Origin of the sequence: Massilia sp. CFBP9012 (assembly GCF_034045115.1) — a bacterium.
GTDB lineage: Bacteria > Pseudomonadota > Gammaproteobacteria > Burkholderiales > Burkholderiaceae_D > Telluria.
This window is the reverse complement of sequence record NZ_JAXCWM010000015.1, coordinates 22013-46102: the sequence shown is the minus strand read 5'-3', so window position 1 is coordinate 46102 and position 24090 is coordinate 22013. Positions and strand designations below refer to the sequence as shown.

24 protein-coding genes, 4 tRNA genes and 1 pseudogene are annotated in these 24090 nt (G+C 65.5%); 15 read left to right on the top strand and 14 right to left on the bottom strand.

Features of this window, described 5'->3' with window-relative positions:
- Window positions 1-262 precede the first annotated feature (262 nt).
- The 3 genes from SOM61_RS22235 to SOM61_RS22225 are packed head-to-tail and all read left to right on the top strand — an operon-like array spanning window position 263 to window position 2282.
- Complete coding sequence (locus SOM61_RS22235; RefSeq protein ID WP_320476095.1) at window positions 263-931, top strand: peptidylprolyl isomerase; 669 nt, start codon at window positions 263-265, stop codon at window positions 929-931.
- A 57-nt stretch (window positions 932-988) separates the two neighbouring features.
- Complete coding sequence (locus SOM61_RS22230) at window positions 989-1480, top strand: peptidylprolyl isomerase (protein WP_123072246.1); 492 nt, start codon at window positions 989-991, stop codon at window positions 1478-1480.
- 31 nt (window positions 1481-1511) lie between these two features.
- A complete protein-coding gene (locus tag SOM61_RS22225) occupies window positions 1512-2282 on the top strand; it encodes a UDP-2,3-diacylglucosamine diphosphatase (RefSeq protein ID WP_320476094.1) in 771 nt (256 codons plus the stop codon).
- On the opposite strand, the gene SOM61_RS22220 is transcribed toward SOM61_RS22225, so the two are convergent.
- The gene (locus SOM61_RS22220) at window positions 2239-2673 is read right to left on the bottom strand and encodes a PPC domain-containing DNA-binding protein (RefSeq protein WP_320476093.1); all 435 of its coding nucleotides are present in this window, start codon (window positions 2671-2673) and stop codon (window positions 2239-2241) included. The genes SOM61_RS22225 and SOM61_RS22220 overlap by 44 nt on opposite strands.
- Window positions 2674-2730: 57 nt before the next feature.
- Window positions 2731-3834: a Gfo/Idh/MocA family protein gene (locus SOM61_RS22215; RefSeq protein ID WP_320476092.1), complete on the bottom strand. Its 1104-nt coding sequence runs from the start codon at window positions 3832-3834 to the stop codon at window positions 2731-2733.
- 107 nt (window positions 3835-3941) lie between these two features.
- Here SOM61_RS22215 and SOM61_RS22210 point away from each other — a divergent pair, with 107 nt between their 5' ends.
- The 5 genes from SOM61_RS22210 to SOM61_RS22190 all read left to right on the top strand — a co-directional run bounded on the left by SOM61_RS22210 (window position 3942) and on the right by SOM61_RS22190 (window position 8060).
- Window positions 3942-4859: a LysR family transcriptional regulator gene (locus SOM61_RS22210; protein ID WP_320476091.1), complete on the top strand. Its 918-nt coding sequence runs from the start codon at window positions 3942-3944 to the stop codon at window positions 4857-4859.
- Window positions 4860-4992: 133 nt separating this feature from the next.
- On the top strand, window positions 4993-5367 hold the full coding sequence (locus tag SOM61_RS22205; RefSeq protein ID WP_320476090.1) for a GntR family transcriptional regulator: 375 nt from the start codon (window positions 4993-4995) through the stop codon (window positions 5365-5367).
- Complete coding sequence (locus SOM61_RS22200) at window positions 5364-6284, top strand: ABC transporter ATP-binding protein (protein WP_320476089.1); 921 nt, start codon at window positions 5364-5366, stop codon at window positions 6282-6284. The genes SOM61_RS22205 and SOM61_RS22200 overlap by 4 nt, the downstream gene beginning before the upstream one ends.
- A complete protein-coding gene (locus SOM61_RS22195; RefSeq protein WP_320476088.1) occupies window positions 6281-7261 on the top strand; it encodes a hypothetical protein in 981 nt (326 codons plus the stop codon). The genes SOM61_RS22200 and SOM61_RS22195 overlap by 4 nt, the downstream gene beginning before the upstream one ends.
- Before the next feature lie 4 nt (window positions 7262-7265).
- Window positions 7266-8060: a hypothetical protein gene (locus tag SOM61_RS22190; protein WP_320476087.1), complete on the top strand. Its 795-nt coding sequence runs from the start codon at window positions 7266-7268 to the stop codon at window positions 8058-8060.
- On the opposite strand, the gene SOM61_RS22185 is transcribed toward SOM61_RS22190, so the two are convergent.
- The 4 genes and pseudogenes from SOM61_RS22185 to rnr form a co-directional block, all read right to left on the bottom strand.
- Window positions 8020-8703: a YceH family protein gene (locus SOM61_RS22185; protein ID WP_320476086.1), complete on the bottom strand. Its 684-nt coding sequence runs from the start codon at window positions 8701-8703 to the stop codon at window positions 8020-8022. The two genes, SOM61_RS22190 and SOM61_RS22185, sit on opposite strands and share 41 nt — an antisense overlap.
- A gap of 17 nt (window positions 8704-8720) precedes the next feature.
- On the bottom strand, window positions 8721-9461 hold the full coding sequence (gene cysE, locus SOM61_RS22180; RefSeq protein WP_320476085.1) for a serine O-acetyltransferase: 741 nt from the start codon (window positions 9459-9461) through the stop codon (window positions 8721-8723).
- Between the two features lie 234 nt (window positions 9462-9695).
- Window positions 9696-10439: a 23S rRNA (guanosine(2251)-2'-O)-methyltransferase RlmB gene (gene rlmB / locus SOM61_RS22175; protein ID WP_320476084.1), complete on the bottom strand. Its 744-nt coding sequence runs from the start codon at window positions 10437-10439 to the stop codon at window positions 9696-9698.
- A gap of 931 nt (window positions 10440-11370) precedes the next feature.
- A pseudogene (rnr, locus tag SOM61_RS22170) lies at window positions 11371-13593 on the bottom strand (ribonuclease R); the annotation flags it as partial.
- Window positions 13594-13944: 351 nt separating this feature from the next.
- Between rnr and SOM61_RS22165 the strand changes: the two are divergent.
- The 4 genes from SOM61_RS22165 (at window position 13945) to SOM61_RS22150 (ending at window position 14393) form a co-directional block, all read left to right on the top strand.
- Window positions 13945-14029: transfer RNA gene (locus tag SOM61_RS22165), tRNA-Leu, on the top strand.
- A gap of 33 nt (window positions 14030-14062) precedes the next feature.
- Window positions 14063-14147 (top strand) — tRNA-Leu (locus tag SOM61_RS22160).
- Between the two features lie 29 nt (window positions 14148-14176).
- Window positions 14177-14261 (top strand) — tRNA-Leu (locus SOM61_RS22155).
- A 47-nt stretch (window positions 14262-14308) separates the two neighbouring features.
- A tRNA-Leu gene (locus tag SOM61_RS22150) sits at window positions 14309-14393 on the top strand.
- Between the two features lie 92 nt (window positions 14394-14485).
- Here the strand turns inward: SOM61_RS22150 and cueR are convergent.
- A complete protein-coding gene (gene cueR, locus SOM61_RS22145) occupies window positions 14486-14875 on the bottom strand; it encodes a Cu(I)-responsive transcriptional regulator (protein ID WP_320476180.1) in 390 nt (129 codons plus the stop codon).
- A gap of 138 nt (window positions 14876-15013) precedes the next feature.
- Between cueR and SOM61_RS22140 the strand changes: the two genes are divergently transcribed.
- Together SOM61_RS22140 and phaP are read left to right on the top strand one after the other, a co-directional pair.
- Window positions 15014-15220, top strand: coding sequence for a hypothetical protein (locus SOM61_RS22140; RefSeq protein ID WP_147935086.1), 207 nt, complete (start codon window positions 15014-15016; stop codon window positions 15218-15220).
- Between the two features lie 81 nt (window positions 15221-15301).
- The gene (phaP, locus tag SOM61_RS22135; protein ID WP_320476083.1) at window positions 15302-15874 is read left to right on the top strand and encodes a TIGR01841 family phasin; all 573 of its coding nucleotides are present in this window, start codon (window positions 15302-15304) and stop codon (window positions 15872-15874) included.
- 23 nt (window positions 15875-15897) lie between these two features.
- Here the strand turns inward: phaP and tssA are convergent, their stop codons facing one another.
- The 7 genes from tssA to SOM61_RS22100 all read right to left on the bottom strand — a co-directional run bounded on the left by tssA (window position 15898) and on the right by SOM61_RS22100 (window position 23270).
- Window positions 15898-16884 (bottom strand): type VI secretion system protein TssA, encoded by a 987-nt coding sequence (tssA, locus tag SOM61_RS22130; protein ID WP_320476082.1) that lies wholly within the window; start codon window positions 16882-16884, stop codon window positions 15898-15900.
- A 10-nt stretch (window positions 16885-16894) separates the two neighbouring features.
- The gene (gene tssH / locus SOM61_RS22125) at window positions 16895-19555 is read right to left on the bottom strand and encodes a type VI secretion system ATPase TssH (RefSeq protein ID WP_320476081.1); all 2661 of its coding nucleotides are present in this window, start codon (window positions 19553-19555) and stop codon (window positions 16895-16897) included.
- A 39-nt stretch (window positions 19556-19594) separates the two neighbouring features.
- Complete coding sequence (gene tssE / locus SOM61_RS22120) at window positions 19595-20065, bottom strand: type VI secretion system baseplate subunit TssE (protein ID WP_320476080.1); 471 nt, start codon at window positions 20063-20065, stop codon at window positions 19595-19597.
- Window positions 20066-20148: 83 nt separating this feature from the next.
- Window positions 20149-20640 carry an Hcp family type VI secretion system effector gene (locus tag SOM61_RS22115; protein WP_123067557.1) on the bottom strand — a complete coding sequence of 164 codons (492 nt, stop codon included), beginning with the start codon at window positions 20638-20640 and terminating at the stop codon, window positions 20149-20151.
- 29 nt (window positions 20641-20669) lie between these two features.
- Window positions 20670-22160 carry a type VI secretion system contractile sheath large subunit gene (gene tssC, locus SOM61_RS22110; protein WP_320476079.1) on the bottom strand — a complete coding sequence of 497 codons (1491 nt, stop codon included), beginning with the start codon at window positions 22158-22160 and terminating at the stop codon, window positions 20670-20672.
- Between the two features lies 1 nt (window position 22161).
- Entirely contained in the window at window positions 22162-22665 is a 504-nt protein-coding gene (gene tssB / locus SOM61_RS22105; RefSeq protein WP_320476078.1) for a type VI secretion system contractile sheath small subunit, read from the bottom strand.
- A gap of 26 nt (window positions 22666-22691) precedes the next feature.
- The gene (locus SOM61_RS22100) at window positions 22692-23270 is read right to left on the bottom strand and encodes a tetratricopeptide repeat protein (protein ID WP_320476077.1); all 579 of its coding nucleotides are present in this window, start codon (window positions 23268-23270) and stop codon (window positions 22692-22694) included.
- 196 nt (window positions 23271-23466) lie between these two features.
- Here SOM61_RS22100 and tssJ point away from each other — a divergent pair, with 196 nt between their 5' ends.
- Entirely contained in the window at window positions 23467-24057 is a 591-nt protein-coding gene (gene tssJ / locus SOM61_RS22095; protein ID WP_320476076.1) for a type VI secretion system lipoprotein TssJ, read from the top strand.
- Window positions 24058-24090 lie beyond the last annotated feature (33 nt).

Below are 24090 nucleotides of genomic sequence, written 5' to 3'. Positions count from 1 at the left end.
CGGAAGAGGAGCGCCGGGCGCAGTACAGGCCGCAACCCCCGGCGCAGCAACAGCAATGCTGGTGCGCCCTGGACGGGTGCGGCGTCAGGTTCGCCTGGCTCCTCGGTGTTGTTCTTATTTGATAGAATGGGACGTTGCTCTGCGAACGCCTTTTCGTAAAGTATAGCATTGATAAAATCCCGGCTGGCCGCCTACGGTCCAGCTTTATTTTTGGGGAAAACCCTTGACAGCGCCTTGCGCGAGGTCCATCAGAGGAAGCCAGATGTCGTCATCGATCACCCGCCGTTCCCTGCTCGCCCGCACGGCGGGCGCCACCGCCGCGCTGGCCTGCGGCCTGCTGTTCTCGGCCCCCGGGTTGGCCCAGGAAGCCGCCGAGCAGGCGGCCGCGCCCGAGGCCGCCGAGGCCCCGGCCATGGTCGGTCCGCAGTATGCGATCAAGACCACGATGGGCGAGATCGTCGTCCAGCTGGACCAGGAAAAAGCCCCAAAAACCGTCGCCAACTTCGCCGCCTACGCCAAATCGGGCTTCTATAAAGGCACGATCTTCCACCGCGTGATCGACGGCTTCATGATCCAGGGCGGCGGCATGAACGAGAAGTTCGAGGGCCGCAAGACCCTCAAACCGGTGAAGAACGAATCGAGCAACGGCCTGTCGAACCAGCCCTATACCATCTCGATGGCGCGCGAGGACAATCCAGACAGCGCGACCTCGCAGTGGTTCATCAACGTCGCCGACAATTCCGGCATCGACCATCCCTTCGTCAAGGGCTCGGGTTATACCGTTTTCGGCAAGGTCGTGAAGGGCCAGGAGGTGGTCGACAAGATCAAGGGCGTGCTCGTCGACGACGTGCGCGGCATGCAGAACGTGCCCGTCGTGCCTATCAAGATTACGAACGTCACCCTGCTCAAGGGCGACAAGCTAGTAAAATAACGATTTTGCCGCACTTGCAATACAGAGCAAACAACAACCCATAGAACAGGACAAACCATGACGACTATCCTCATCACCACCAACCAGGGCAATATCACCGCCGAGCTGGACGCCGAAAAAGCACCGAAGACCGTTGCCAACTTCCTCGACTACGTGGGTAAAGGCCACTTCGCCAACACCATCTTCCACCGCGTGATCAAGGACTTCATGATCCAGGGTGGCGGTTTCGAGCCAGGCATGAAGCAAAAGCCGGCCGACGCGACCGTCGAGAACGAAGCCAAGAACGGCCTGAAGAACGACAAGTACACGCTGGCCATGGCCCGCACCTCGGCTCCGCACTCGGCATCGGCCCAGTTCTTCATCAACACCAAGAACAACGCCTTCCTCGACTACCCGGGCCAGGACGGCTGGGGCTACGCCGTGTTCGGCACCGTGACCGAAGGCAAGGAAGTGGTCGACGCGATCAACGGCGTCAAGACCAGCCGCAGCGGCATGCACTCGGACGTGCCGGTCGACGCCGTCATCATCGAAAAGATCGAAGTGCTGTAATGGGCGGCGCGCACCAGCACCAGTCAATCCGATGACGCTGATTGCGCGCCCGTTCGCGCTGTTCATCTCCGACCTGCACCTGCAGGTCTCGCACCCGCGCACGCTGGAGGCCTTCCAGGCCTTCATGAGCGAGCGTGGGGTAGCAGCCGAGCGGCTCTACCTGCTCGGCGACATCTTCGAATACTGGGCCGGCGACGACGACCTCGCCGACCCGTTCAATGCGCAGGTCGCCGCAGCGATCCGCGCAGTCAGTGACGCCGGCACCGCCGTCTACTGGATGGCCGGCAACCGCGACTTCCTGGTCGGCGACGGCTTCGCCCGGGCCGCCGGCCTGCAACTACTGCAAGACCCGCATGTGATCGAGGCCGGCCCACGCACCGTGGCCCTGCTGCACGGCGACGCCCAGTGCACGCTCGACACCGCCTACATGGCGTTTCGCGCCCAGGTGCGCCAACCTGCCTGGCAGGCCAATTTCCTCGGCATGCCGCTGGCCCAGCGCAAGGCCATCATCGCCGGCCTGCGCCAGGGTTCGCGCGACGCCCATACCGACAAATCGTACGAGACCGTGGACGTCACGCCCGCTGCGATCGACGCCGTGTTCCTTGATACCGGCGCCGACGTCATCATCCACGGCCATACCCACCGCCCGGCCGTGCACGAACACGGCGACCGTTTGCGCTACGTGCTGCCCGACTGGGAGCTCGACGCCGAGCCGGTGCGCGGCGGCTGGTTCGCGCTGCATGCGGACGGCAGCATTGTCAGCCACGACCTGAAGGAACTCTCGCCTTTCCAGGCGGCGTGAGCGTGCGCACCACCAGCTCGTCCCAGCCGGATTGCGGATCCGGCTCGCGGCTGAAACGGTAGTCGGGCAGCAGCGCCAGCAGGATCTCGGCCGTGGTGCGGATCGTGCAGCCAGGCGCCACATGCCCGCCGATCACTTTTCCTTGCGCGTCCGACACCGTCATATGCAGGTGCACGCCGCTCGGCGCGACGGAGCCCGACAAGGTCAGGATTTCCAGGTCGCCGCGCAGCAGCGTCGCCTCGCTCACGCCCGCATAGCGGATCCGCGCCTCGCCCAGGCTGCCGATGCCCGACAGCACAAAAGCGGCCTCGACGCCGTGCTCCTTCAACACCGAGGCAATTGCTTCACGCAAGTCATCCAGTGGATGCAAGCGGATGGGGAGAGTTCGCATGGGAATCGGCGCTATCGCCATGGGTGATGGAATGGCCGATTGTAGCAAGCCGCCGATTCAGGCGAGTGCCCGCTGCCGCTCACCGCTCCTGGCAGCACGCTCGACCGCCGCGATCAGCCGGCTGTTATGCAGCGCATGCGCGAAGCCCGGGGTGGCGTAGCTGCCGCAGGCGATATCGCGCGCCAGGCTGGCATAGACTTCGCCGACATTGATCGCCGCGCCCGCCCAGAAGTCGGCGGCGGCCGGACCGACGCCGGAGGCGACCGGCGCATCCGGCGCCGCGAACTCCACACTGGCCGACAATGCCAGGTCGCCGACCTGGACGCCGGCCAGGTGGGTGCCCGATAAGCTGAGCGTGCCATGCGTGCCCCGGAGCTCGAGGTTGAACCCTGCTTCCGGCGGAGCCACGCCCGCCAGGACTTGCACCGACACCGAGGCGCCGCGCGCGGTGCGGGCGATCAGGTCGACATGGTCCTGGATCTCGCGCACCGAGACTGTGCCGGTATCGACCAGCTCGATCTCCGGCCACAGCAAGGCGGTGCGCGCATCGACCTCGACGATATCGCCCAGCACCGCCTCGACCACGTCCAGCACGTGGGCCGTCGTAATCGTCAGGAAACTCGCACCGGAGGCCGATTTGTTGAAGTAATCGTAGGCGGCCATCGATTGTGGACCGAAGCCGAAGGTGGTCGCGCGCACGTTCGCCGACAGCAGGCGCCCGAGCTTGCCCGATGCGACCAGTTCGGTGGCACGGCGCACCGACGGGTTCAGGCGTCCCTGCAGGCCGATCGCCGTATGCAGCTGGCCGGCCGCCGCCGCCATCTCTTCGGTCTCGGCCAGGCTGGCGCCGAGCGGCGCCTCGCAGTAGACCGCCTTGCCGGCGCGCAGGGCGGCCAGCACCAGTTCGCGGTGCGCCGGCACCTTGACGGCGACGGTCACGATATCGATCGTGTCATCCGCGATGAGGCGGTAGGGATCGGCGTACCAGCGCCCGGCCCCGAAGGTTTCGGCCGCGGCCCGCGCGCTGTCCTCATGCCGCGTGGCCACCGCCGCCAGCACCAGACCCGGCTGCGAGGCGATGGCGGGAATGTGGGAGGCGCCGGCCCAGCTCGCCTTGGCGTCGGCCCCGATGATGCCGACCCGCAGAGGTTTGTTCGTCATATTGTCGCTCCAGTCTGTGATGAGAGCGGCCATGGTAAGAGTCCGATTGCAAACGCGGAAGCCCATAATCAGCACATGACTGTCAAGTTGTGATTTACACTGATGGGATGAATCCGTCCCTGCTCCCCTCGCTCGCCTGGTTCGCCCGCATCGCCCACCACCGCAGTTTCACGCGCGCGGCCGACGAGATGGGCGTGTCGCGCGCCGCCCTGTCGCAGAATCTCAAGGCCCTGGAAAAGGAACTCGGCACGCGGCTTCTTTACCGCACCACGCGCGATATGTCGCTGACCGAGGCTGGCCAGCAACTGCTGGACAGCCTGCAACCGGCCTTGCGCCAGATTGCACATGCGCTCCACGGACTGGACGCCGGTGGCGGCGCGGCGAGCGGCCTGGTGCGGATCAATACCTCGCGCCTGGCGGCCCGGGCGCTGATCGAGCCGCACCTGCACGAGTTCCAGGCGCGCCATCCCGGCGTCAGACTCGAACTGGTCATGGCCGACGGCCTGTCGAACATCATCGCCGACGGCTGCGACGCCGGCATCCGCCTTGGACGCAGCCTGGCGGAAAACGTGGTGGCGGTGCCGGTCAGCCCTGTCCTGTCGATGGCGGTGGCCGGCGCGCCGGCCTATTTCGAACGCCACGGCGTGCCGTCGACGCCCGCCGAACTGGCTGGGCATAACTGTATCAATTACCGCTATCCGAGCAGCGGCGCCCTGCACGACTGGGACTTCCAGGACCCCGCCGAAGGCCGCCACTTCACCCAGTGCGTCAGCGGCAACCTCACCACCAACGACTGCGCGAGCATGACGAATATGGCCCTCCAGGGACTCGGACTGATCCAGATCGGCGACCTCTCGATCCGCCAGCATCTGCTCGACCGCCGCCTGGTCCGGGTGCTCACCGACTGGAACCACACCCAGGCCGGCTTCCACCTGTACACGCCGGCGCGCGAGCACATGCCGCCCGCGCTACGCGCCCTGCTCGACTTCCTGGTCGAGAAGCGCGACACGATCGCAGTCCTGTAAACAACACGACGCATGCGTATGCCTGTTTACATTTGCGCGGAAGGTGTTATAGTCAACTACATCACCACAGCAATACCTCACCATGGAGGCTATATGAGCATCGCACCGCAAGGCACAGCAAGGGAGGCCATCGATGAGCGCCGACTGGAACGATAGCACCCCGATCTACCGCCAGCTCAAGGAGCGGGTGGTCGGCATGATGCTCGACGGCGTATTGAAAGCCGGCGACGCCCTGCCCTCGGTGCGCTCGATCGCCGCCGAGTATCAACTCAACCCGATCACGGTATCGAAGGCATACCAGGAGCTCGTCGACGAGAGCCTGGTGGAAAAGCGAAGGGGAATTGGCATGTACGTCACCGAAGGAGCAAGCGAAAAACTGCTGGCAAGCGAGCGCGAACGCTTCATCCGCGACGAATGGCCGGCCATGGTCGAGCGCATCCGCCGCCTGGGGCTGGATGTCGAACAGCTGCTGCGCGACAGCGGCAATGTGCAAGGAGGTGCGGCATGAACACCGTTCAAGACGCGGTCCACAACACAGCTTCGAACCCGGCCTCGGGCGCGGTCCTGTCCGCACGCGGCCTGACCAAGCGCTATGGCAAGCAGGTGGCCATCGACGGCATCGACTTCGAGATCCCGGCCGGCCGCATCGTCGGCCTGATCGGCCCCAATGGCTCGGGCAAGACCACTACCTTGAAAGCCGCCCTGGGTCTGATCCCGTTCGAGGGCGAGCTGTCGGTGCTGGGCCTCGATCCACGCACCCAGCGCGACGCCTTGATGAAGGACGTGTGCTTCATCGCCGACGTCGCCATCCTGCCGCGCTGGCTGCGGGTAAAGGATGCGGTCGACTTCGTCGAGGGCGTGCATCCACGCTTCGACCGCAGCAAGGCCGAGCGCTACATCGCCAACACCAAGCTCAAACCGGGCATGAAGGTCAAGGAAATGTCGAAGGGCATGGTCGTGCAGCTGCACCTGGCGCTGGTGATGGCGATCGACGCCCGCCTGCTGGTGCTGGACGAGCCGACGCTCGGGCTCGACATCCTCTACCGCAAGCAGTTCTACCAGCACCTGCTGGAGGACTACTTTGACGAACAAAAAACCATCGTCATCACCACCCACCAGGTGGAAGAGGTCGAGCACATCCTGACCGACCTGCTGTTCATCCGCGACGGCAAGATCGCGCTCGCGGCGTCGATGGAAGAAATCGGCCAGCGCTACGTCGAGGTGATGGTGCCGAACGAAAAGGCTGCTGCGGCCCGGGCCCTGCAGCCGCTCGACCAGCGCGCCATGTTCGGCAAGTCGGTGATGCTGTTCGATACCCAGCGCGCGGGCGGCCTGTCGCGCAGCCAGCTCGAAGCCCTCGGCGAAGTGCGCCACCCGAGCGTGGCCGACCTGTTCGTCGCCACCATGAAAGGAAGCTACGCATGAATACGCACATGAGCACGATGAAATGGCTGATCCGGCGCGAGCTGTGGGAACACAAGGGCGCCTTCGTCTATGCGCCGCTGGCGGTGGCGGCGGCGCTGGTGCTGCTGCTCGGCGGCGGCTTCCTGTACGCGCTGGCCACCACCGGCGCTCTTCACTTCCAGGCCAACGGCCAGCAGGTGATCACGATCGAAGGCGTGCCGCCAGAAATGTATGCCAAGGCGGCGGCGATCGCGGCCTCGAGCTACCTGGCGATCACGGCGCCGCTGTTCCTGGTGCTGCCGGTGGTGGTGTTCTTCTACTGCCTGGCGGCCCTGCACGACGAACGGCGCGACCGCAGCATCCTGTTCTGGAAATCGCTGCCGATGTCGGACCAGGAGACCGTGCTGTCGAAGGCGGCGGTCGCGCTGGTGGTGGCGCCGCTGCTGACGGTGGCGATCGGCATCGCCACGTCGCTCGTGCTGCTGGTGCTTGGCCTGCTGGCCAGCGCGGTCAAGGGCGTCAACCTGATCGCCCCGGTGCTGGCCAACGCCAACTTCTACCTGTCGCCGCTCTACCTGCTGAGCTTTTTGCCGCTGTACATCGTGTGGGCGCTGCCGACCGTAGGCTGGCTGCTGCTGGTGTCGAGCTGGGCCCGCTCCAAGGTGTTCCTGTGGGCGGTGGGCGTGCCGGTCATCGCGCTGGCCCTGCTGGCCTGGTTCGATTTCCTGGTCGGTCGCTTCTCGGGCCTGAGCCTGAACGTCAAGTGGTTCGGCGAAGAGGTGGTGGCGCGCATCCTGGGCGGCCTGATGCCAGGCATCTGGTTCGGCGAAGTCAATGGCAGGGCGCTGGCCGAACAGAATGCCGGCCTCGACGGACCGATGCTGATTGGACTGTCCTACGGCACGCTGACCTCGCCCGCGGTATGGATCGCCGCCGCCGCAGGTTGCGCGATGATCTACGGCGCGATCCGCCTGCGCCGCTGGCGCGACGAGGGTTGATGCGATGCGCGTCATCCTCCTGATGACGATCGGCGCCGCGCTCGCTTGTTGCGCGCCGGGCGCGGCCGGCGCGGGCCAGACCAGCGCGCCGGGCAACCCCGACACCGTCCACGTGAATGCGATCCGCGATGCCGAAGCACGCAAGTACAAGGTGATCGTGGCAGGGATGGACGCGTTCGAGAAGCACCGGCGCCTGGCGCCGGGCGTCGACGCGCTCCGCTTCCGGGTCGAACGCCGGCGCCAGGCCGACACCGGACTGGCGCCGGTGGCGCGGCTCGAGGGCGACGAGGGCTTCATGCTGCCTTTGTTGCTCGACGCCGAAGGCGAAATCCTGATGCCGCGCAGCGAGCCGGCCCTGGACGCCAATAGCGAGCTGGTACTCAACCAGAAGCGCCGCGACTACCGTATCGAGCCGAGCGTACGCACGCCGGGGCTGCCGGAACATGTGCGCAGGCTGGGCGACCTGCGGCTGGAATGCCAGGTACGGGTCGCGATGGCCAAGGAAGAAATCGGACTGATGTGGACCCTAACCATCAACAGCCTGCTGCTCAGCAACGACTGGTGCGGCTTCATGAAGGATAAAAAAGCCCGCTTCACGTACCGCGCCGCGCACACCATCGGCAAGGCCTACCTGGAAGACGGTGCGCGCAGCGGGAATATCGAGTTCAGCGGTAAAAGCTACAGCGTTCCCCTGTATGACTCGAGGTGGAGCGACGACGCGTTGATCCAGTTCGAATTCGCGCCAGCAGACACCGGTATTACTGGAACTGCTGACGAAACGCCTCGAACTGCGCCTTGAGCTCTTCCATCTCGGCGCGCAGCGACGCGACTTCTTCTTCGAGCTGGGCGATGCGGCCGCCCTGGGTCTGGCCACTGGACGCCGACGAGGTCTGCTCGCTGCCGGCGACGATGGTGATCTCGCCGCCCAGCAGCTGGCCGTAGCGCGATTCCTTGGTGCCCGGCGCGCGATCGAGCTTGACTACCAGCGGCGGGTATTTATCGATCAGGAACTGCAGCGCCGTCTCGACGTCCTGCACGCTCTTGAACTCGTGCAGGCGGCCGCTGCGGGTGCGGATTTCGCCGGCGGTCTGCAGGCCGCGCAGCATCAGGATGGTGAGCACGGCCAGCTTGTCCTGCTCCAGCGTCCACTTGATGCGCATGCGGTGTTCGTACTTCACGACGCGGGCGCCGGCCTGCGAGATGGCGTTGACGAGTTTGCGTTCGGTGAGGCGCTGCAGGGTATCCAGGACGATGTCGTCGGACAGCTGCATCACCGGATCGCGGCTCGACAATTGATTGCATCCGTTCACGATCGCGTTGAGCGACATCGGATAGTTATCAGGGGTTAGCGCTTCTTTCTCGGCCAGCACGGCCAGCACGCGCAGTTCGACCGGGTCCAGCACGGCTGCGGCGTCGATGCCGCCAGTCGCTTCGTTTGTCATGCGATTCCTTAATCTACTTAATCTACCAGGCGGTTCAGTTGTTCCGAGTCGAGTTTATCACCCTCCTGCACCGGCGGGCAGCACAGGCCGGCGGCGCGCATGGTGTCGGTGAGGCGTTCGATCTGCTCGTCCTGGCGCGCGGCGTGGTCGATCAGGCCGCGCAGGGCTTTCGACAGCGGGTCGTCGCCGTTGGGCGTGACGCCATAGGCGGCGAACATGCGCGCGCTGCGCGACTGGTCTTCTTTCTGGATGATGTGGGCCGGGTTGCCGACCGCCGTGGCGCCGGCTGCTACCTGCTTGACCACCACCGCGTTGGAACCGATCTTGGCGTACTCGCCGACCGTGAAGGCGCCCAGCACCTGGGCGCCGGCGCCGACGATCACGCCGCGCTCGAGCGTCGGATGGCGCTTGGTGCCGGCCACCAGCGTGGTGCCGCCCAGCGTGACGCCCTGGTAGATGGTGCAGTCGTCGCCGATCACGGCGGTCTCGCCGATCACCACGCCGAAGCCGTGGTCGATGAACACCCGGCGGCCGATCGCGGCGCCGGGATGGATCTCGATGCCGGTGACGATGCGGGCCAGGTGGGCGATGAAGCGGCCGAGCCATTTCAGGCCCATGCGCCAGCAGGCGTGGGCCCAGCGGTGGGCGACGATGGCGTGCAGGCCCGGATAGCAGGTCAGCACTTCCCAGCCGTTGCGGGCGGCGGGATCGCGCTCGATGATGTTGCGAATGTCTTCGCGTAGTCGTGAGAAAAACATGGTGGTGCTTCGGAGGGAACGACTTTCATGGTAGCCGATCCGGGGGTGGAATGCTTGTGGGAGAGGTAAAACTGTGGGGTGTGGATGGCTTGCGGCAGAGCGAATGACTTGGGCTCCCGCCTGCGCGGGAACGACGTTAATTGGCGCTCGGGAACATCAGCAACACGATTCCGGCCACCTGCTCAAACCCGTCGCTCCCGCGCAGTGCGGGAACCCAAGTAGCACGCTGGCCGATCAGCCTTCGCGCGCGATGCGCTGGCGGCGCGCTTCGTACAGGCAGACGCCCGAGGCGACCGACACGTTCAGGCTTTCCACCGAACCGAACATCGGGATATTGACCAGCACGTCGCAGGTTTCGCGCGTCAGGCGGCGCATGCCCTCGCCTTCCGAGCCCATGACCAGGGCGGCCGGACCGGTGAAATCGGCCTGGTACAGGCCACGGTCGGCGTCGTCCGAGGTGCCGATGAGCAGGATGTCGCGTTCCTTCAGCTCGCGCATGGTACGCGCCAGATTGGTGACGGTGATGTAGGGCACCGTCTCGGCGGCGCCACTGGCGACCTTGGCAGCGGTGGCGTTCAGGCCGACCGCGCGGTCCTTCGGCACGATGACCGCATGCGCGCCGACGCCGTCGGCCACGCGCAGGCAGGCGCCCAGGTTGTGCGGATCGGTGATGCCGTCCAGGATCAGCAGCAGCGGCGGACCCTCGATGGCGTCGAGCAGCTCGTCCAGGCTGCGCGCCAGCGCCAGCTGGCTGGCGAAGGCGATTACGCCCTGGTGGCGGCGGGTGCCGGTGATCTTGTCGAGGCGCGCGGCATCGACCGGCATCACGCGTACGCCGGCTGCCTTGGCATTGGCGATCAGGTCTTTCATGCGGCCGTCATTGCGCTCGGCATCGACAAAGATCTCTTCCACCGACTGCGCCTCATGACGCAGGCGCGAGGTCACGGCGTGGAAGCCGAAAATCATTTTATTTTTCATTTGCTACTTCTCAATCGCTTTCAGGTGCTTTTTTCTTGCTGGTTTTGGATGCGGTCTTGGCCGCTTTCTTGGCGGCTGGCGCAGCCACTGGCGCGGCGACAGCCTTGGCGGCCGCCTTGCGTGGCGCGGCGGCCTTCTTGGCGACTGCCTTCGTTGCGACGGCTTTCGTTGCGACGACCTTATTCGCGACCGGCTCGGTCGCTACGGCTTTGGTGGCGACGACTTTCTTCGCAACGGCTTTCTTCGCTACAGCCTTCTTGGCAGGAGCGGCCACGACGACTTCCGCCACAGGCGCCGGCTTGGCAACTGCTTTTTTGGCGCGCGTCTTGACTGGAGCCGCTTCGACCGGCGCTGCTGCAGGTGCCGGCGCGGGAACGGCGGCGGCCTTGGCGGCGCGCGGCTTGCGGGCTGGTGGCGTTGCCGCTACCGGTGCTTCGACCTTGGCCTGGACGACCGGCGCTGGGGCAGGTGCCGGCGCTTTCACTACCGGAGCTTTCACTACCGGAGCTTTCACTACCGGAGCTTTGACTACCGGAGCTTTGACTACCGGAGCTTCGACTACCGGAGCCTTGACTACCGGAGCCTGAACCACTGGAGCCTGAGCTACCGGTACTTCCACTACCGGCGCCGCTGCCGCTGCATTGGCACGCTCCAGGGCCTTGGCTTTTGCCCGGGCCTTGCGCGACTTCGGCGCCTTCGCCGGCACTTCCATCGCATCCTGCGCCACCTGGCGCGCACGCTCGAGCGGCGTCGGCACGGCTGCTGCCGCCTGGACGATGGCCGGTGCGGATGGCTTCGGTCCACGACCACGTCCGCCACGTGATTTCTTGCCGCCGTTGCGACCTTCGTTGCGGCCTTCATTACCGCGACCTTCATTGCGCCCGCCCTTGTTGCGGCCAGCGCCCTCGCCCGCCTCAAGCGCCGCCGGCGCAGAGGCCAGCGTCAGGTCGATCTTGCGCGACTCCAGGTCGACCCGCGCCACGCGCACGGTGACCCGGTCGGTCAGCTGGTAGCGCTGGCCGGTACGCTCGCCGCGCAGTTCATGGCGCGCCTCGTCGTACTGGAAGTAATCGGCGCCCAGCTCGGTGATGTGCACCAGGCCTTCGACGAACAGCTCGTCGAGCTGCACGAAGATGCCGAAGGTGGTGACGCCGGCGACCGTGCCGGTGAACTCTTCGCCGATCTTGTCTTGCATGAAGAAGCACTTGAGCCAGTTCTCGACGTCGCGCGAAGCTTCATCGGCGCGGCGCTCGTTGGCCGAACAGTGCACGCCGAGGGCGTCCCAGATCGTCAGGTCTTTTTCGCTCTTCTGCGGCTTGCCGTCGGCCTTGTCCTTGGCCGCCTGCTTGCGCGCCGAATTCGACTGGGTCGAATTCAGCTTGCCCAGCTCGATACCCTTCGGCTCGTAGCGCTTGCCCAGCAGGATCGCCTTGATCGCGCGGTGGGTCAGCAGGTCGGGATAGCGGCGAATCGGGCTGGTGAAGTGGGCGTAGGCCTCGTATGCCAGGCCGAAGTGGCCGACGTTGTCCGGGCTGTAGACGGCCTGCTGCATCGAACGCAGCAGCATGGTCTGCAGCAGGGTCGCGTCGGGACGCTCGCGGATTTGCTGCATCACCGCGGCGTAGTCGCGCGCGGCCGGCTTGTTGCCGCCGCCCAGGTTCAGGCCCACCTGCTTGAGGAAGGTGCGCAACTGGTTCAGCTTCTCTTCGGTCGGCGTCGCGTGCACGCGGAAGGTGCCCGGGTGCTTGTGGCGCAGCAGGAAGTCGGCGGCGCACACGTTTGCGGCCAGCATGCACTCCTCGATCAGGCGGTGCGCGTCGTTGCGGGTACGCGGGATGATCTTCTCGATCTTGCCCAGCGGATTGCAAACGATATAGGTTTCGGTGGTTTCGAAATCGATCGCGCCGCGCTCCTGGCGCGCCTTGAGCAGCGAGCGGAAGGCCCCGTTCAGGTTCAGCAGGTGCGGCACGATGCCCGGACGCTGTTGCGCTTCCTGGCCGTCGGTGTCGGCCAGGATGTCGGCCACCTGGTTATAGGTCAGGCGCGCCGCCGAGTGCATCACGGCCGGGTAGAACTGGTAGGCGGTGACTTCGCCGTCCTCGGTGACCACCATATCGCACACAAGGGTGCAGCGGTCCACATGCGGGTTCAGCGAACAGAGCCCGTTGGACAGCTTCTCGGGCAGCATCGGGATCACGCGGCGCGGGAAATACACCGAGGTGCTGCGCTCGATGGCGTCGGCATCGAGCGCGTCGTTCGGCTTCACGTAATGGCTGACGTCGGCGATCGCGACCAGCAGGCGATAACCGCGGGTAGCGCCGATCTTGACCGGCTCGCAGTAGACCGCATCGTCGAAGTCGCGCGCGTCTTCGCCATCGATAGTCACCAGCGGCACATCGCGCAGATCGACGCGGTCGGCCAGGTCGGCATCGATCACTTCGTTTGGCAGGCGCGCGGCCTGTTTCAGTGCCGGCGGCGAGAACACGTGCGGCACGCCGAACTTGCGCACGGCGATCTCGATTTCCATACCAGGGTCGTCCAGTTCGCCGAGCACTTCGACGATGCGGCCGGTCGGCTTCTGGAAGCGTCCCGGCTGCTCGAGCAACTCGACGCTGACCACCTGCCCGGCGCGCGCCTTGCCCGGCGAACCGGATACCAGGACGTCCTGGGCGATGCGCTGGTCTTCGGGCGAGACGATCCACACACCGCCTTCATTGAGCAGGCGCCCGATGATGTGGGTGTTGGCGCGCTCGACGACTTCGACGATCGAGCCTTCTGGACGGCCGCGGCGATCGGTGCCGGTCACGCGCGCCATCACGCGGTCGCCGTGCAGCACTTTCTGCATCTCGCGGTCGGACAGGAACAGGTCGGGGCCTGGTTCGTCCGGGATCACGAATCCAAATCCGTCCCGATGCGCGGCGACCTTGCCGGCCACGAAGGCGGAATGGTCGGCCAGCATATAAGTGCCGCTACGGTCGGAGCGGATCTGGCCGTCCCGCTCCATGGCGTTCAGGCGGCGGCCCAGGACTTCCTGGGCGGCGGGCTTGACCTCGAGGGCACGTGCCAGGCCGGCCGCATCGAGCGGGTCGGTGGCGTCACGGAAGACTGCGAGGATTTCCTCGCGGCTTGGAATGGTATGAGTAGGTTGCTTCAAATCGTTTCTTTTTTCTCTTGGTCAGTAATAGCGCCGCGCATGAATGGATAGGCGGCAGCCAGCTTGATTGACACCTTGACAGGCGTAGTGTAACGGAGGTCCATCCGATTCGCCTAACGTGGCGTGCTGCGGGATGTTCCTGGAATATATTCATTGCCCCGATCAGAACTTCATCGTGGGTCTTTGACTATTGAAAATCATCCGCTATAATCTCGCTCTCTTCAGCAACGGCGGCAACGACGAAGCGAAGAAAGCAGCAGTGGTAAGCGGTGTGTTTTGCGTAATGATCTAGAAATGTTGATCTAGCGGAAAATGACAAAGCCTGCTATTGTAGCAGAGTTGGTTTGCAGTGCCCACGTGGCGGAATTGGTAGACGCGCATGGTTCAGGTCCATGTGCCGCGAGGTGTGGGGGTTCGAGTCCCTCCGTGGGCACCAACAAATTGACAGGTTGTTTGTAGTACAGAAAACGCCCACGTGGCGGAATTGGTAGACGCGCATGGTTCAGGTCCATGTGCCGCGAGGTGTGGGGGTTCGAGTCCCTCCGTGGGCACCAACGTTTTCTGGTTGTAAGGTTGTTTCAGTGCCCACGTGGCGGAATTGGTAGACGCGCATGGTTCAGGTCCATGTGCCGCGAGGTGTGGGGGTTCGAGTCCCTCCGTGGGCACCAAAATCTACCTGCTTGTAAAAGCAGTATCGTTATACGGTTGTATCAGTGCCCACGTGGCGGAATTGGTAGACGCGCATGGTTCAGGTCCATGTGCCGCGAGGTGTGGGGGTTCGAGTCCCTCCGTGGGCACCAAAATCTACCTTGTTTTTCCGGACTTCTCGTCCCGCAAAACGCCGTAGCCTTCTCATGAGGACTACGGCGTTTTGCGTTGTACGCCCTGCTATCTATTGCGTCGCCAGATCGTCCAGGATCGGACAATCCGATCGAGCATCGCCATGACAGGATGTCGCGAGGCTTTCCAGCGTCCTGCGCATCGCTGCCATTTCCGCGATCTTGCGATCCAGCTCGGCGATATGCGCCAGCGCCATCGCGCGCACGTCGGCGCTGGCCCGGTGTTTATCTTCCCACAGCGCCAGCAATTCCCTGATCTGGCCCAGCGAAAACCCGAGTGCGCGACCGCGGTGGATGAATTGCAGCACCCGCACGTCCTGTTCGCTGTACAGGCGATATCCGGCTTCGGTCCGGCGCGGCGCTTTCACCAGGCCGATCGATTCGTAATGGCGAATCATTTTCGCCGTCACGCCCGAAGCGCGGGCGGCGTCGCCGATGTTCAGGCTTGTGGACTGCATGGTCATTCTCCCGTTGTTTCCCGACCTTTTCCCGACCTTTTCCCGACCCAAGCATACACCTTCCCACTATGGGAAGCTCAAGCGGCGCTTGACTTGCAGTCGAGAACGTCCGAGCATAGCCCCATGCAGATTATCCGACCCGCGGCCCTCGGGCTGGCACTCGTCCTCATCCTGTCCTCGGCCCTGGCCGGGCCGGCGCCCTATTACCAGTGGCGCAGCAAGCTCACCGGCGAACTGGCCTGTTCCCAAACCCCGCTGGGTGAAGGCTGGGAAAAATCAAACGGTCCCTATCGGGACATGCGTTGCGAAAAACTCATTGTTGTTAAATAATGAAAGTGGAAGAGGCGGCGTTTTGACAAACATCGCCGCCAAACTTCATTACATAACAGAGCATCCACTGAGGAGACACCTATGTTTACCAGCCCGGAGCAGTTCGCAAACGCCACAAAAACCCTGTTCGACCTGCAGATGCAGACCTTCAACGCCCTTGCCGGCAAGACCGTCAAAGGCGTCGAGCAGGTCGTCGCCCTCAACCTGAACGCGGCGAAAAGCTCGGTCGACAGCACGATGGCCGCCGGCCGCAGCATGGCCGAAGCCACCAAGGCCGGCAATCCGAAAGCCGCCTTCGACACCCTGGCCGCACGCATGCAGCCGGCCGCCGGCGTCACCAACGCCACCGAGTACGCGACCCAGCTCAAGTCCATCATCGACGAGATGCACGATGAGTTCCGCGGCGCCGCCGATGCCCACGTGGCGGAAACGAAGAACACGCTGTCGGCGCTGATCTACGACGTCACCCAGAACGTCAAGCCGGGTTCTGAGAACGCGGTCGAGATCATCAAGGCCGCGATCGAGAATGCCTTCAAGGGCTATGAGCAGGTAACCAACGCCACCCGCCAGGCGGTGCAGACCGTCGAAGCCCAGTTCGAGCGGGCCAGCTCGATCGTGACGCCGGGCGCCGGCAAGGCGCAGAAGTCCGAGTAACCCGCCCCCGTGCACATCCGGCGTCACGGCGCCGGATGTTCGATCCCAAGCAAGTCTTCCAGCCGCGCCAGCGAGGCGTCATCCTTGATCACCGAACGCAGCCAGGCGTGCAGCGGCTGTTCGCCCCAGCGCGCGGCCTTTTCGGCAAGGTAGGCCACCGGGCTGTGCGGCTCGGTGCGGCGAAAGAATTCGGCCACCTGGCGCAGCTGGGCCAGTGCCTGGTCGCGGTGCGCCACCTGCCCGTCGACCCTCAGCGGCAGCGCGAGTGCTGTGACGCTGCCGCCGGCTGCCGCCTCGGTCGGCGTCGACGCCGCTCCCGCCATCGCCACCGGCTTGATCAAGTCGACCACGTCGCCCAGCGCGGCCCGCCCGACGCTATAGCCCGGCCCATCGGCGCCGAGCTGGCCGTCGACTACCCGCTCCAGTTCCTGCAAGGCCGCCAGGCAGGCTTCGCAATCGGCCAGCAGCGCCTGCACGAAGGCGCCCTTGCTGCGCGCACGCGCCGTGTCCAGCTCGGCCACCGCTTCCGGCCCCTTCGCGCGCGCGACTTCCCAGGCCTGCAGCGTCAGCACGCCGTTCTCGGCCAGCGGCATCGTCTTGACCAGCGGCGCAATGCGCCCCGCCAGCCAGGACAGGTTGCCGATGCGGCGCTCGAAGCCATCCTCATCGGCCTGCGGGTGCAGCCCTTCCCAGTAGCGCTCGCACAGCGCCGCCACCAGCCCCAGGCCTTCGGCCAGGCCGCGCATGCCGCCGGTCTTCGCATTCGCTTCGGCCAGCCACACGGCCAGTTGCAAGTCCTTGCTGCGGGTCTGCAGCAAGCCGGTGCAGCGCTTGCCGACCAGCTTCCAGTCGGCTTCCTTGAGCGCCGTCACCCATGCGCCCTGCTCCAGCGAAGGATCGTCGGCCAGGCGCGCGCGCGCGATCTCGTCGACCTCGAGTGAAAACGCCAGGTCGGCGCCGCAGGGATTCTCCGGCGCGATCGGCGCCAGCAATGCATCGATGTCCATCATCGCGCCCTCCTCAGGACTGTGTTGCTTCGATCAGGTACTTGAACTTGCCGGCCTTCGTCGCGCCGACCTTCACGCGGGCGATACCGCCGCCATCGGCCATGCGCGCCAGCACGCTGTCGGCGATCTCCGGCAGCAAGGTGCCGTTCAGGACGTTGTCGACGTTACGGGCGCCGGAATCGACCTCGGTACAACGTTTCAACACGGCCTCCACCAGCGCCTCGTCGTACTCGAATGCCGCCTTGTGGTTGTCCAGCACGCGCGCGCCGATACGGGCCAGCTTGAGGCGGATGATATTGGCCAGCACCTCGTCGCCGATCGGGTAGAACGGCACCACCGCCAGGCGGCCCAGGAAGGCCGGCTTGAAGTGTTTCATGAGCGTGGGCCGCAGCAGTTCGGACAGCTGTTCGGGCGTGGGCAGCTCGCTCGCCGGCTTATTCAGGCATGCGGCCATCAGCTGGCTCGAGCCGGCGTTCGAGGTCAGGATGATGATCGTGTTGCGAAAGTCGATCTGGCGTCCTTCGGCGTCGTCCATCACGCCCTTGTCGAACACCTGGAAGAACATCTCGAGCACGTCGGGATGCGCCTTCTCGGCCTCGTCGAGCAGCACCACGCTATAGGGATTGCGCCGCACCGCCTCGGTCAGCACCCCGCCCTCGCCATAACCGACATAGCCCGGCGGCGAGCCCTTCAGGCCGGAGACGCTGTGCGCTTCCTGGTATTCGCTCATATTGATCGTGATGAGCTTGCGCTCGCCGCCGTACAGGATGTCGGCCAGCGCCAGCGCGGTCTCGGTCTTGCCCACGCCCGAGGTGCCGACGAACAGGAACACGCCCTTCGGCTTGTTCGGGTCGTCCAGGTTGGCGCGCGCGGTGCGCACGCGCTGGGCCACCACGTCACTCGCATGGCCCTGGCCCAGGATGCGCTCGTCCAGCATCGATTTCAGGTTGACCACGGTGCGGATCTCGTCCTTGACCATGCGGCCCAGCGGGATGCCGGTCCAGGCGGCGACGATCTCGGCCACCGTGTGGCCGTCGACCTGCACCGGCACCAGCGGGGCTTCGCCCTGCAGCGCGCGCAGGGCTTCGTTCAGCGCGCGCAAATCCTTCGCGCCGCTGTTCTCGCTCCGGCTGCCAGAGGCTTCCAGTTCGGCGCGCAACTTGCCGATCTGGCCGGCCAGCGCCTGCTCTTCTTCCCACCTGCGCTGCAACATCTCCTGCTCGGCGGCGGCGCTGCCGCGCTGCTGGCCCAGCGCCGCCAGCACCTCGGCATGGTCGGCGCCGGCGCTGGCGTCGCGGGTCAACGCACTGATGCGAGCGTCCAGCCGTTCGATGCGGCGCACGCAGTCTTCCAGCAGCGCCGGCGTGGCGCTCTGACCCAGCGCCACCTTGGCGCAGGCGGTGTCCAGCACGCTGATCGCCTTGTCCGGCAGCTGGCGGCCGCTGATGTAGCGGTGCGACAGGCGCACCGCTTCGGTAATCGCATCGTCGTAGACCCGCACGCCGAAATGCTGTTCCATCAGCGGCGCCATGGCGCGCAGCATGGCCGACGCCGTGTCTTCGTCCGGCTCCTCGACCTTGATCACCTGGAAGCGGCGCGCCAGCGCGGCGTCCTTCTCGAAGTACTTCTTGTACTCGCCCCAGGTCGTGGCCGCGATCGTGCGCAGCTCGCCGCGCGCCAGCGCGGGTTTGAGCAGGTTGGCCGCGTCGTTCTGGCCGGCAGTGCCGCCGGCGCCGATCATCGTATGGGCCTCGTCGATGAACAGGATGATGGCGTGCGGGCTCTTTTTCACTTCATCGATGACGTTCTTGAGGCGGTTCTCGAACTCGCCTTTCACGCTGGCCCCGGCCTGCAGCAGGCCCATGTCGAGCGTGTGGATCTCGACGCCCTTCAGCACATCCGGCACGTCGCCCTGGGCGATGCGCAGCGCCAGGCCCTCGACCACGGCGGTCTTGCCGACGCCGGCCTCGCCGGTAAGGATCGGGTTGTTCTGGCGCCGCCGCATGAGGATGTCGATCGCCTGGCGGATTTCCATGTCGCGCCCGATCACCGGGTCGACCTTGCCGTCGCGCGCGCGCGCAGTCAGGCAGGTGGTGTACTGGTCCAGGGCCGGCGTGGCTCGGGCGGCGGCCTGGGTCAGGTCGGACGCTGCGTCCGGGCCGGCGTCCACCACTTCCTCCGCGTCGAGCGCGGGCGATTCAAGCGAGCCTCGCGTCAAACGTTCCAGGTCGTGTTTCAGGCGGTCGAGCGGGAAGCGCGCGAACAGCTTTGATGCGCGCTGCGCCAGCTGGGCCAGCGACGGCTCGGTCAAGAGCGCCAGCAGCAGGTGGCTGCTGCGGATCCGGTTCGGCTGGCCCGTGCCCAGAGACGCGATCAGCCAGGCATGCTCGAACAGCAGCGGCAAATGGCGCGAGAACACCGGCGTGCGTGCGCTGCCGGTGGCGAAGCGCCCCACTTCGCGCCGCAGGTCGGCTTCCAGGCCGGTCAGGCTGATGTCGCACTGGCGCGCGATCGCGGCCAGGTCGCTGCCCGGCTGCTCGATCAGGCCCAGGAACAGGTGCTCGACGTCGACCTCGTATTGGCCCAGCCCCATGCAGATGCTGGCGGCGCGGGTGGCGGCGGCGCGGGTGGTGTCGTTCAGCTTGGAGATGAGCGTCTTGAGGTTGATGTCCATCGTGGCTCCCTTATTGTAATGGCGTGGTGGCGCCGCCGGTCAGCCCCTGGGCGGCCGGGCGGTGCGGTTGATCTCGTAGTGCAGCGACGACGGCTGCAGCACCGCATTGAAGTTGACCGGTTCGAGCAGGCCGTCGACGGCGAGACGTGCGTGGATCGCGAAATGCAGGCGGTTGACGTCGCCCGCCTCGGGTTCGAGCACGGCGCGCGCATCGAGCAGGCGCGGCTCGTGGGTGGCGATCGCATCCTCGATGCTGGCGCAGACGGCGGCGCGGTCGACGCTGCTGGTCAGGCAGAAACCGGCGAAGTCGATCAGGCCGTAGTGCAGGATCGAGGTGCGCGCCGCGGGATAGCCTTCGAGGTGGGCGACGTCCAGCGCGATGCGGGTATTGAGCAGGGCTTCCAGGTCGCGCGCGACGCTGTCCTTGAGCTGCTCGACGCCCAGCGCGGCGCCGGCCGCGCCCTCGTCGACCATCAGGCGGTCGAGCAAGCCCGGTGTGAAGCCTTTCATGGTGCCTCCCGGGGAATATTGGATGCGCGGCGGGCTGATGGAAAACGCGCAGCCGCCGCGCGCACAAGAACGGCGAACGCCGCTCAGACGACCTTGTTGGCCGCCAGGTCCCAGCCGCCTGAGGTGTTGCCGCCGGCGCCGCCGGTGACCTTCTGCTGGGTATACTTCCACTTGATCTTCGAGAACTTCAGGCCGACCGATTCCTGGATGATGCTGCCTTCGGCGACGCTGGGCTTGATGCCGCCGATCAGGACGTTCTCGAGCTCGATCTCGAAATACTTGATGCGCTCGCCCTGGCCGTCGGCGCGCATGAACTCCAGCTTGGCTTTCGGGATCGTCTTGCCGGCCGAGCAGGTCTGCAGCAGGATCGGTGACGCCAGGTCGGCCAACTTGGTCAGTGCGATCTCCTGGTGTTCGCAGCGTTCGGCCGTGTGGCCGCCGCCAGTGGACGCGGTGGCCGAACGCGGCTGGCTCACGCCCCACGCCACCGAGGTGCACTCGATCCAGTCCTTGTGCTTGTCGTCCATCGATTCGCCCTTGATCCCGTCGATCTGCAGGTACACGTCAATTGCCATGTTCTACTCCAAGTAAGTTAATAAGGGTTCTAGCTTTTGGTCGACTGCGGCAGCTCCGCGACCAAACGGAGCGAAACAGAGAGTTCATCGAGCTGGAAGTGCGGGCGCAGGAAGGACACGGCGCGGTACACGCCGGGGCGGCCCGGCACTTCGGACACCTGCACGCTGGCCTCGCGCAGCGGGAACTGCGCCTTCTGGTCCTGGCTCGCGTTATCGTCGAGCAGGACGTACTGGGTCAGCCAGCGGTTCAGGTAATCCTCGACGTTGGAGGCGGCGGCGAAGCTGCCGATCTTGTCGCGCATCATGGACTTCATGTAGTGGGCGATGCGCGAGACGGCGAAGATATACTGCAGCTGCGACGACAGCACGGCATTGGCATTGGCCGCCTCGTTGTTGTACTTGCGTGCCTTCTGGGCCGACTGGGCGCCAAAGAAGGCCGCGTACGAGGTGTTCTTGCAATGCACCAGCGAGATGAAACCAAGGTCCGACAGCTCCTTCTCGCGGCGGTCGGTGATCGCGACCTCGGTCGGGCATTTCAGCGCCACTTCGCCCTCGTCGGTCTTGAAGGTGTGGGTCGGCAGGTTTTCCACCAGGCCGCCTCCCTCGACTCCGCGGATCGCCGCGCACCAGCCATAATCCTCGAAGGCGCGCGTCAGGCGGGCGCCGAAGGCATAGGCCGCGTTGCACCACAGGTATCTGGAGTGGTCGCTGCCGTCCACGTCCTCGACATAGTTGAAGCCTTCGGTCGTCATGCCATCAAGCGGGTGGTATGGCAACCGTCCCAAAAAGCGCGGCAGGCACAGGCCGACGTAGCGCGAATCCTCCGACTCCCTGAACGCCTTCCACTTGGCGTATTCGACGGTGTCGAACACCTTGGCCAGGTCGCGCGGTCTACCCAGGTCGCCGAAGCCTTCGACGCCGAACAGCTCGGGGCTGCTCGAGGTGATGAAGGGCGCATGGCTGGCCGCGGCCACGTGCGACATCTGCTCGAGGAAGTAGATGTCCTCGGGCTGGCGCGAGATCTCGAAGTCGCCGATCAGGGTGCCGTAGGGCGCGCCGCCGAAGGTGCCGAATTCTTCTTCGTAGATCTTCTTGAACATCGTGCTCTGGTCAAACTCCATGGCCGACTGGAAGTCCTTGACCAGTTCGCGCTTGCTGGCATTGAGCATGCGGATCTGCAGGTTCGCGCTCGTGGTGCTGTTCCTGACCAGGTAGTTCAGGCCGGTCCAGCTGCGCTCGAGCTTCTGGAACTCGGGCGCGTGCATGATTGCCGAGAGCTGGTCGGAGATCATGCGGTCCAGTTCCGCCAGGCGCGCGTCGATGGTCGCCGACAGATTGGACGAGATCACCATCGTCCCCTGCATCACCTGGGTCACCAGCTCCGAGATCAGGTCGCGCGCACGTGCGTGCTCGCTGCTCGATGCCGCCACGCGGCTTTCTTCGACGATCTGGTCGAGCAGCGAGGCGTCCAGTTCCGGCGCCGCCGCTGTCGCTTGGGTGGATTCGAATACCGCCGCCATCTCACTCCCCTTTGCCTGGTTTGCGCAGGCTGTCGAGTTTTTCGGTATTGCCCAGCACCTCGGTCAGGATGTCTTCGAGCTTGTCGTTCCCGGCCAGCTTGTTGCGCAGGTCGGCCAGCTTGGTGCGCGCTTCGAGCAGCCCGGCCAGCGGCGCCACCTGGCGCACCACCGACTCGGGCCGGAAGTCATCCATCTCGCGAAACTGCAGCTGCACCCCGAACTGGCCGCCTTCCGGCGACAGGTGGTTCTCGACCTTGAAGGTGGCGACGGGCGCGACGGCGCCCAGCACCTCGTCGAAATTGCCGGCGTCGACATTGACGAACTTGCGGTCCTTGAGGCGCTTCTTCTCGGCCTTGGGATCGAGGCCGAAGTCGCCGACCACGCCGACCACGAAGGGCAGCTCCTTGTTCTCGATCGCGTCGCCGATCTCGACGTCATAGGTCATCTGCACGCGCGGCGCGCGCACCTTCTGCAAGCGTTTTTGTACGCTTTCGCTCTTGGCCATGTCGACTCCAGTGGGGGAAGATGGGATTACTTCAAAACGTCGAACGGACTGGCGCTGCCGGCCGCAGGACGCTGCGGCGCCGCCACCGCCGGCTGGCCCGGGGTCTTGCGGGTCGACGCCGGACGCACAGGCGGACGGGTCGTGACCAGCACCTCCTCGCCCAGACTGGTGCGCAGCAGCTTGGCCAGGTCTTGCGCTTCGCTGCGCACCGAACCCTGCAGATTGTTCTTGCGCGTCAGGTCGGCCAGCGCCTTGCTGGCCACGCGCAGGCCGCTGACGGCCAGGATGCTGTAGGCCAGCGTGTCGTCGGGATCGCGCGCCAGCGCTTCCTGCGCACTGCTGATGGCGTCGCCGTACTGGGTGGCGTCGAAGCGGATCTGGGCCATGCGCACCCAGGGTTTCTTGTCGACCGGATGCGCCACGCTGGCCGCCTTGAGCAGGCTGACGGCCTTGTCGCTCTGCCCGGCCGCGAGGGCGGCATCGGCTTCGGCATAGATGTTTTCGGACACGGCGGCGCGCTTGGCGGTCGTGCCCGTGCCGTCGGTGGCGCACCCGGCCAGGGCGGCGACCCCGACCAGCAGGGGTAACAGGCGTTTGCGGAACATGTTCGTCTCTCCAGTGGGTGAACAAGCCCCCATTATTCGCATCGCCCTTTCCGAGAAGTTGTGCACTGTCAATGAAAAGCGAGTTCAGCAATGGACCGTTGGATATCGCTTGCGTTTGCGCGGTGTCAGCGCGGCCTGGTGCGGATGGGTTTCAATCCAAGCCTGGTGCCTTAAGACAATTGCGAGGAGATCGTTGATGAGGAAGCTCAACCGGGTCAGCCTGCTGACGGCGGCAACCGCGCTGGTGGCGGCGCTTGCCGGCTGCGGCGGCGCCGCGCTGGCGCCGCTGGCCAGCGTGGCCCTGGAAGCGGCCGGCCTGCGCAAGCCGGCCGAACTGCCCGAGTCGCAAAAACCGCCGCGCAACGTGCCGCTCAAGCTGCACGCCGCCACGCGCCTGAACGTGGACGCGCGCGGCCAGCCGCTGGCGCTGGCGGTACGCCTGTACAAGCTGCGCCAGAAGGACGCCTTCGAGGGCGCGCCCTACGCCACCTTCCTCGACCCGCGCCTGGAGCGCGAGAGCCTGGGCGCCGACCTGGTCGAGGTGCGCGAGATCATGCTGGTGCCGGGCCAGCGCTACGAGGTGACGGAAAAAGTCGCGCGCGAAGCCGGCCACGTCGGCATCGTGGCCCTGTTCCACACCCCGGCCTCCGGCCGCTGGCGCACTGCAGTCAGCAGCCTCGACGCCGAGCGGGACGGCCTGAACGTCGGGCTACACGCCTGCGCGATGAGCGTCGGCTCAGTGGGGAAAGGCGGCGCTGCGGCGCTCGGCTCTGTGCGCTGTCAATAATCGTTTATGACTTTCCTGCAAGCTAGTCCTTTC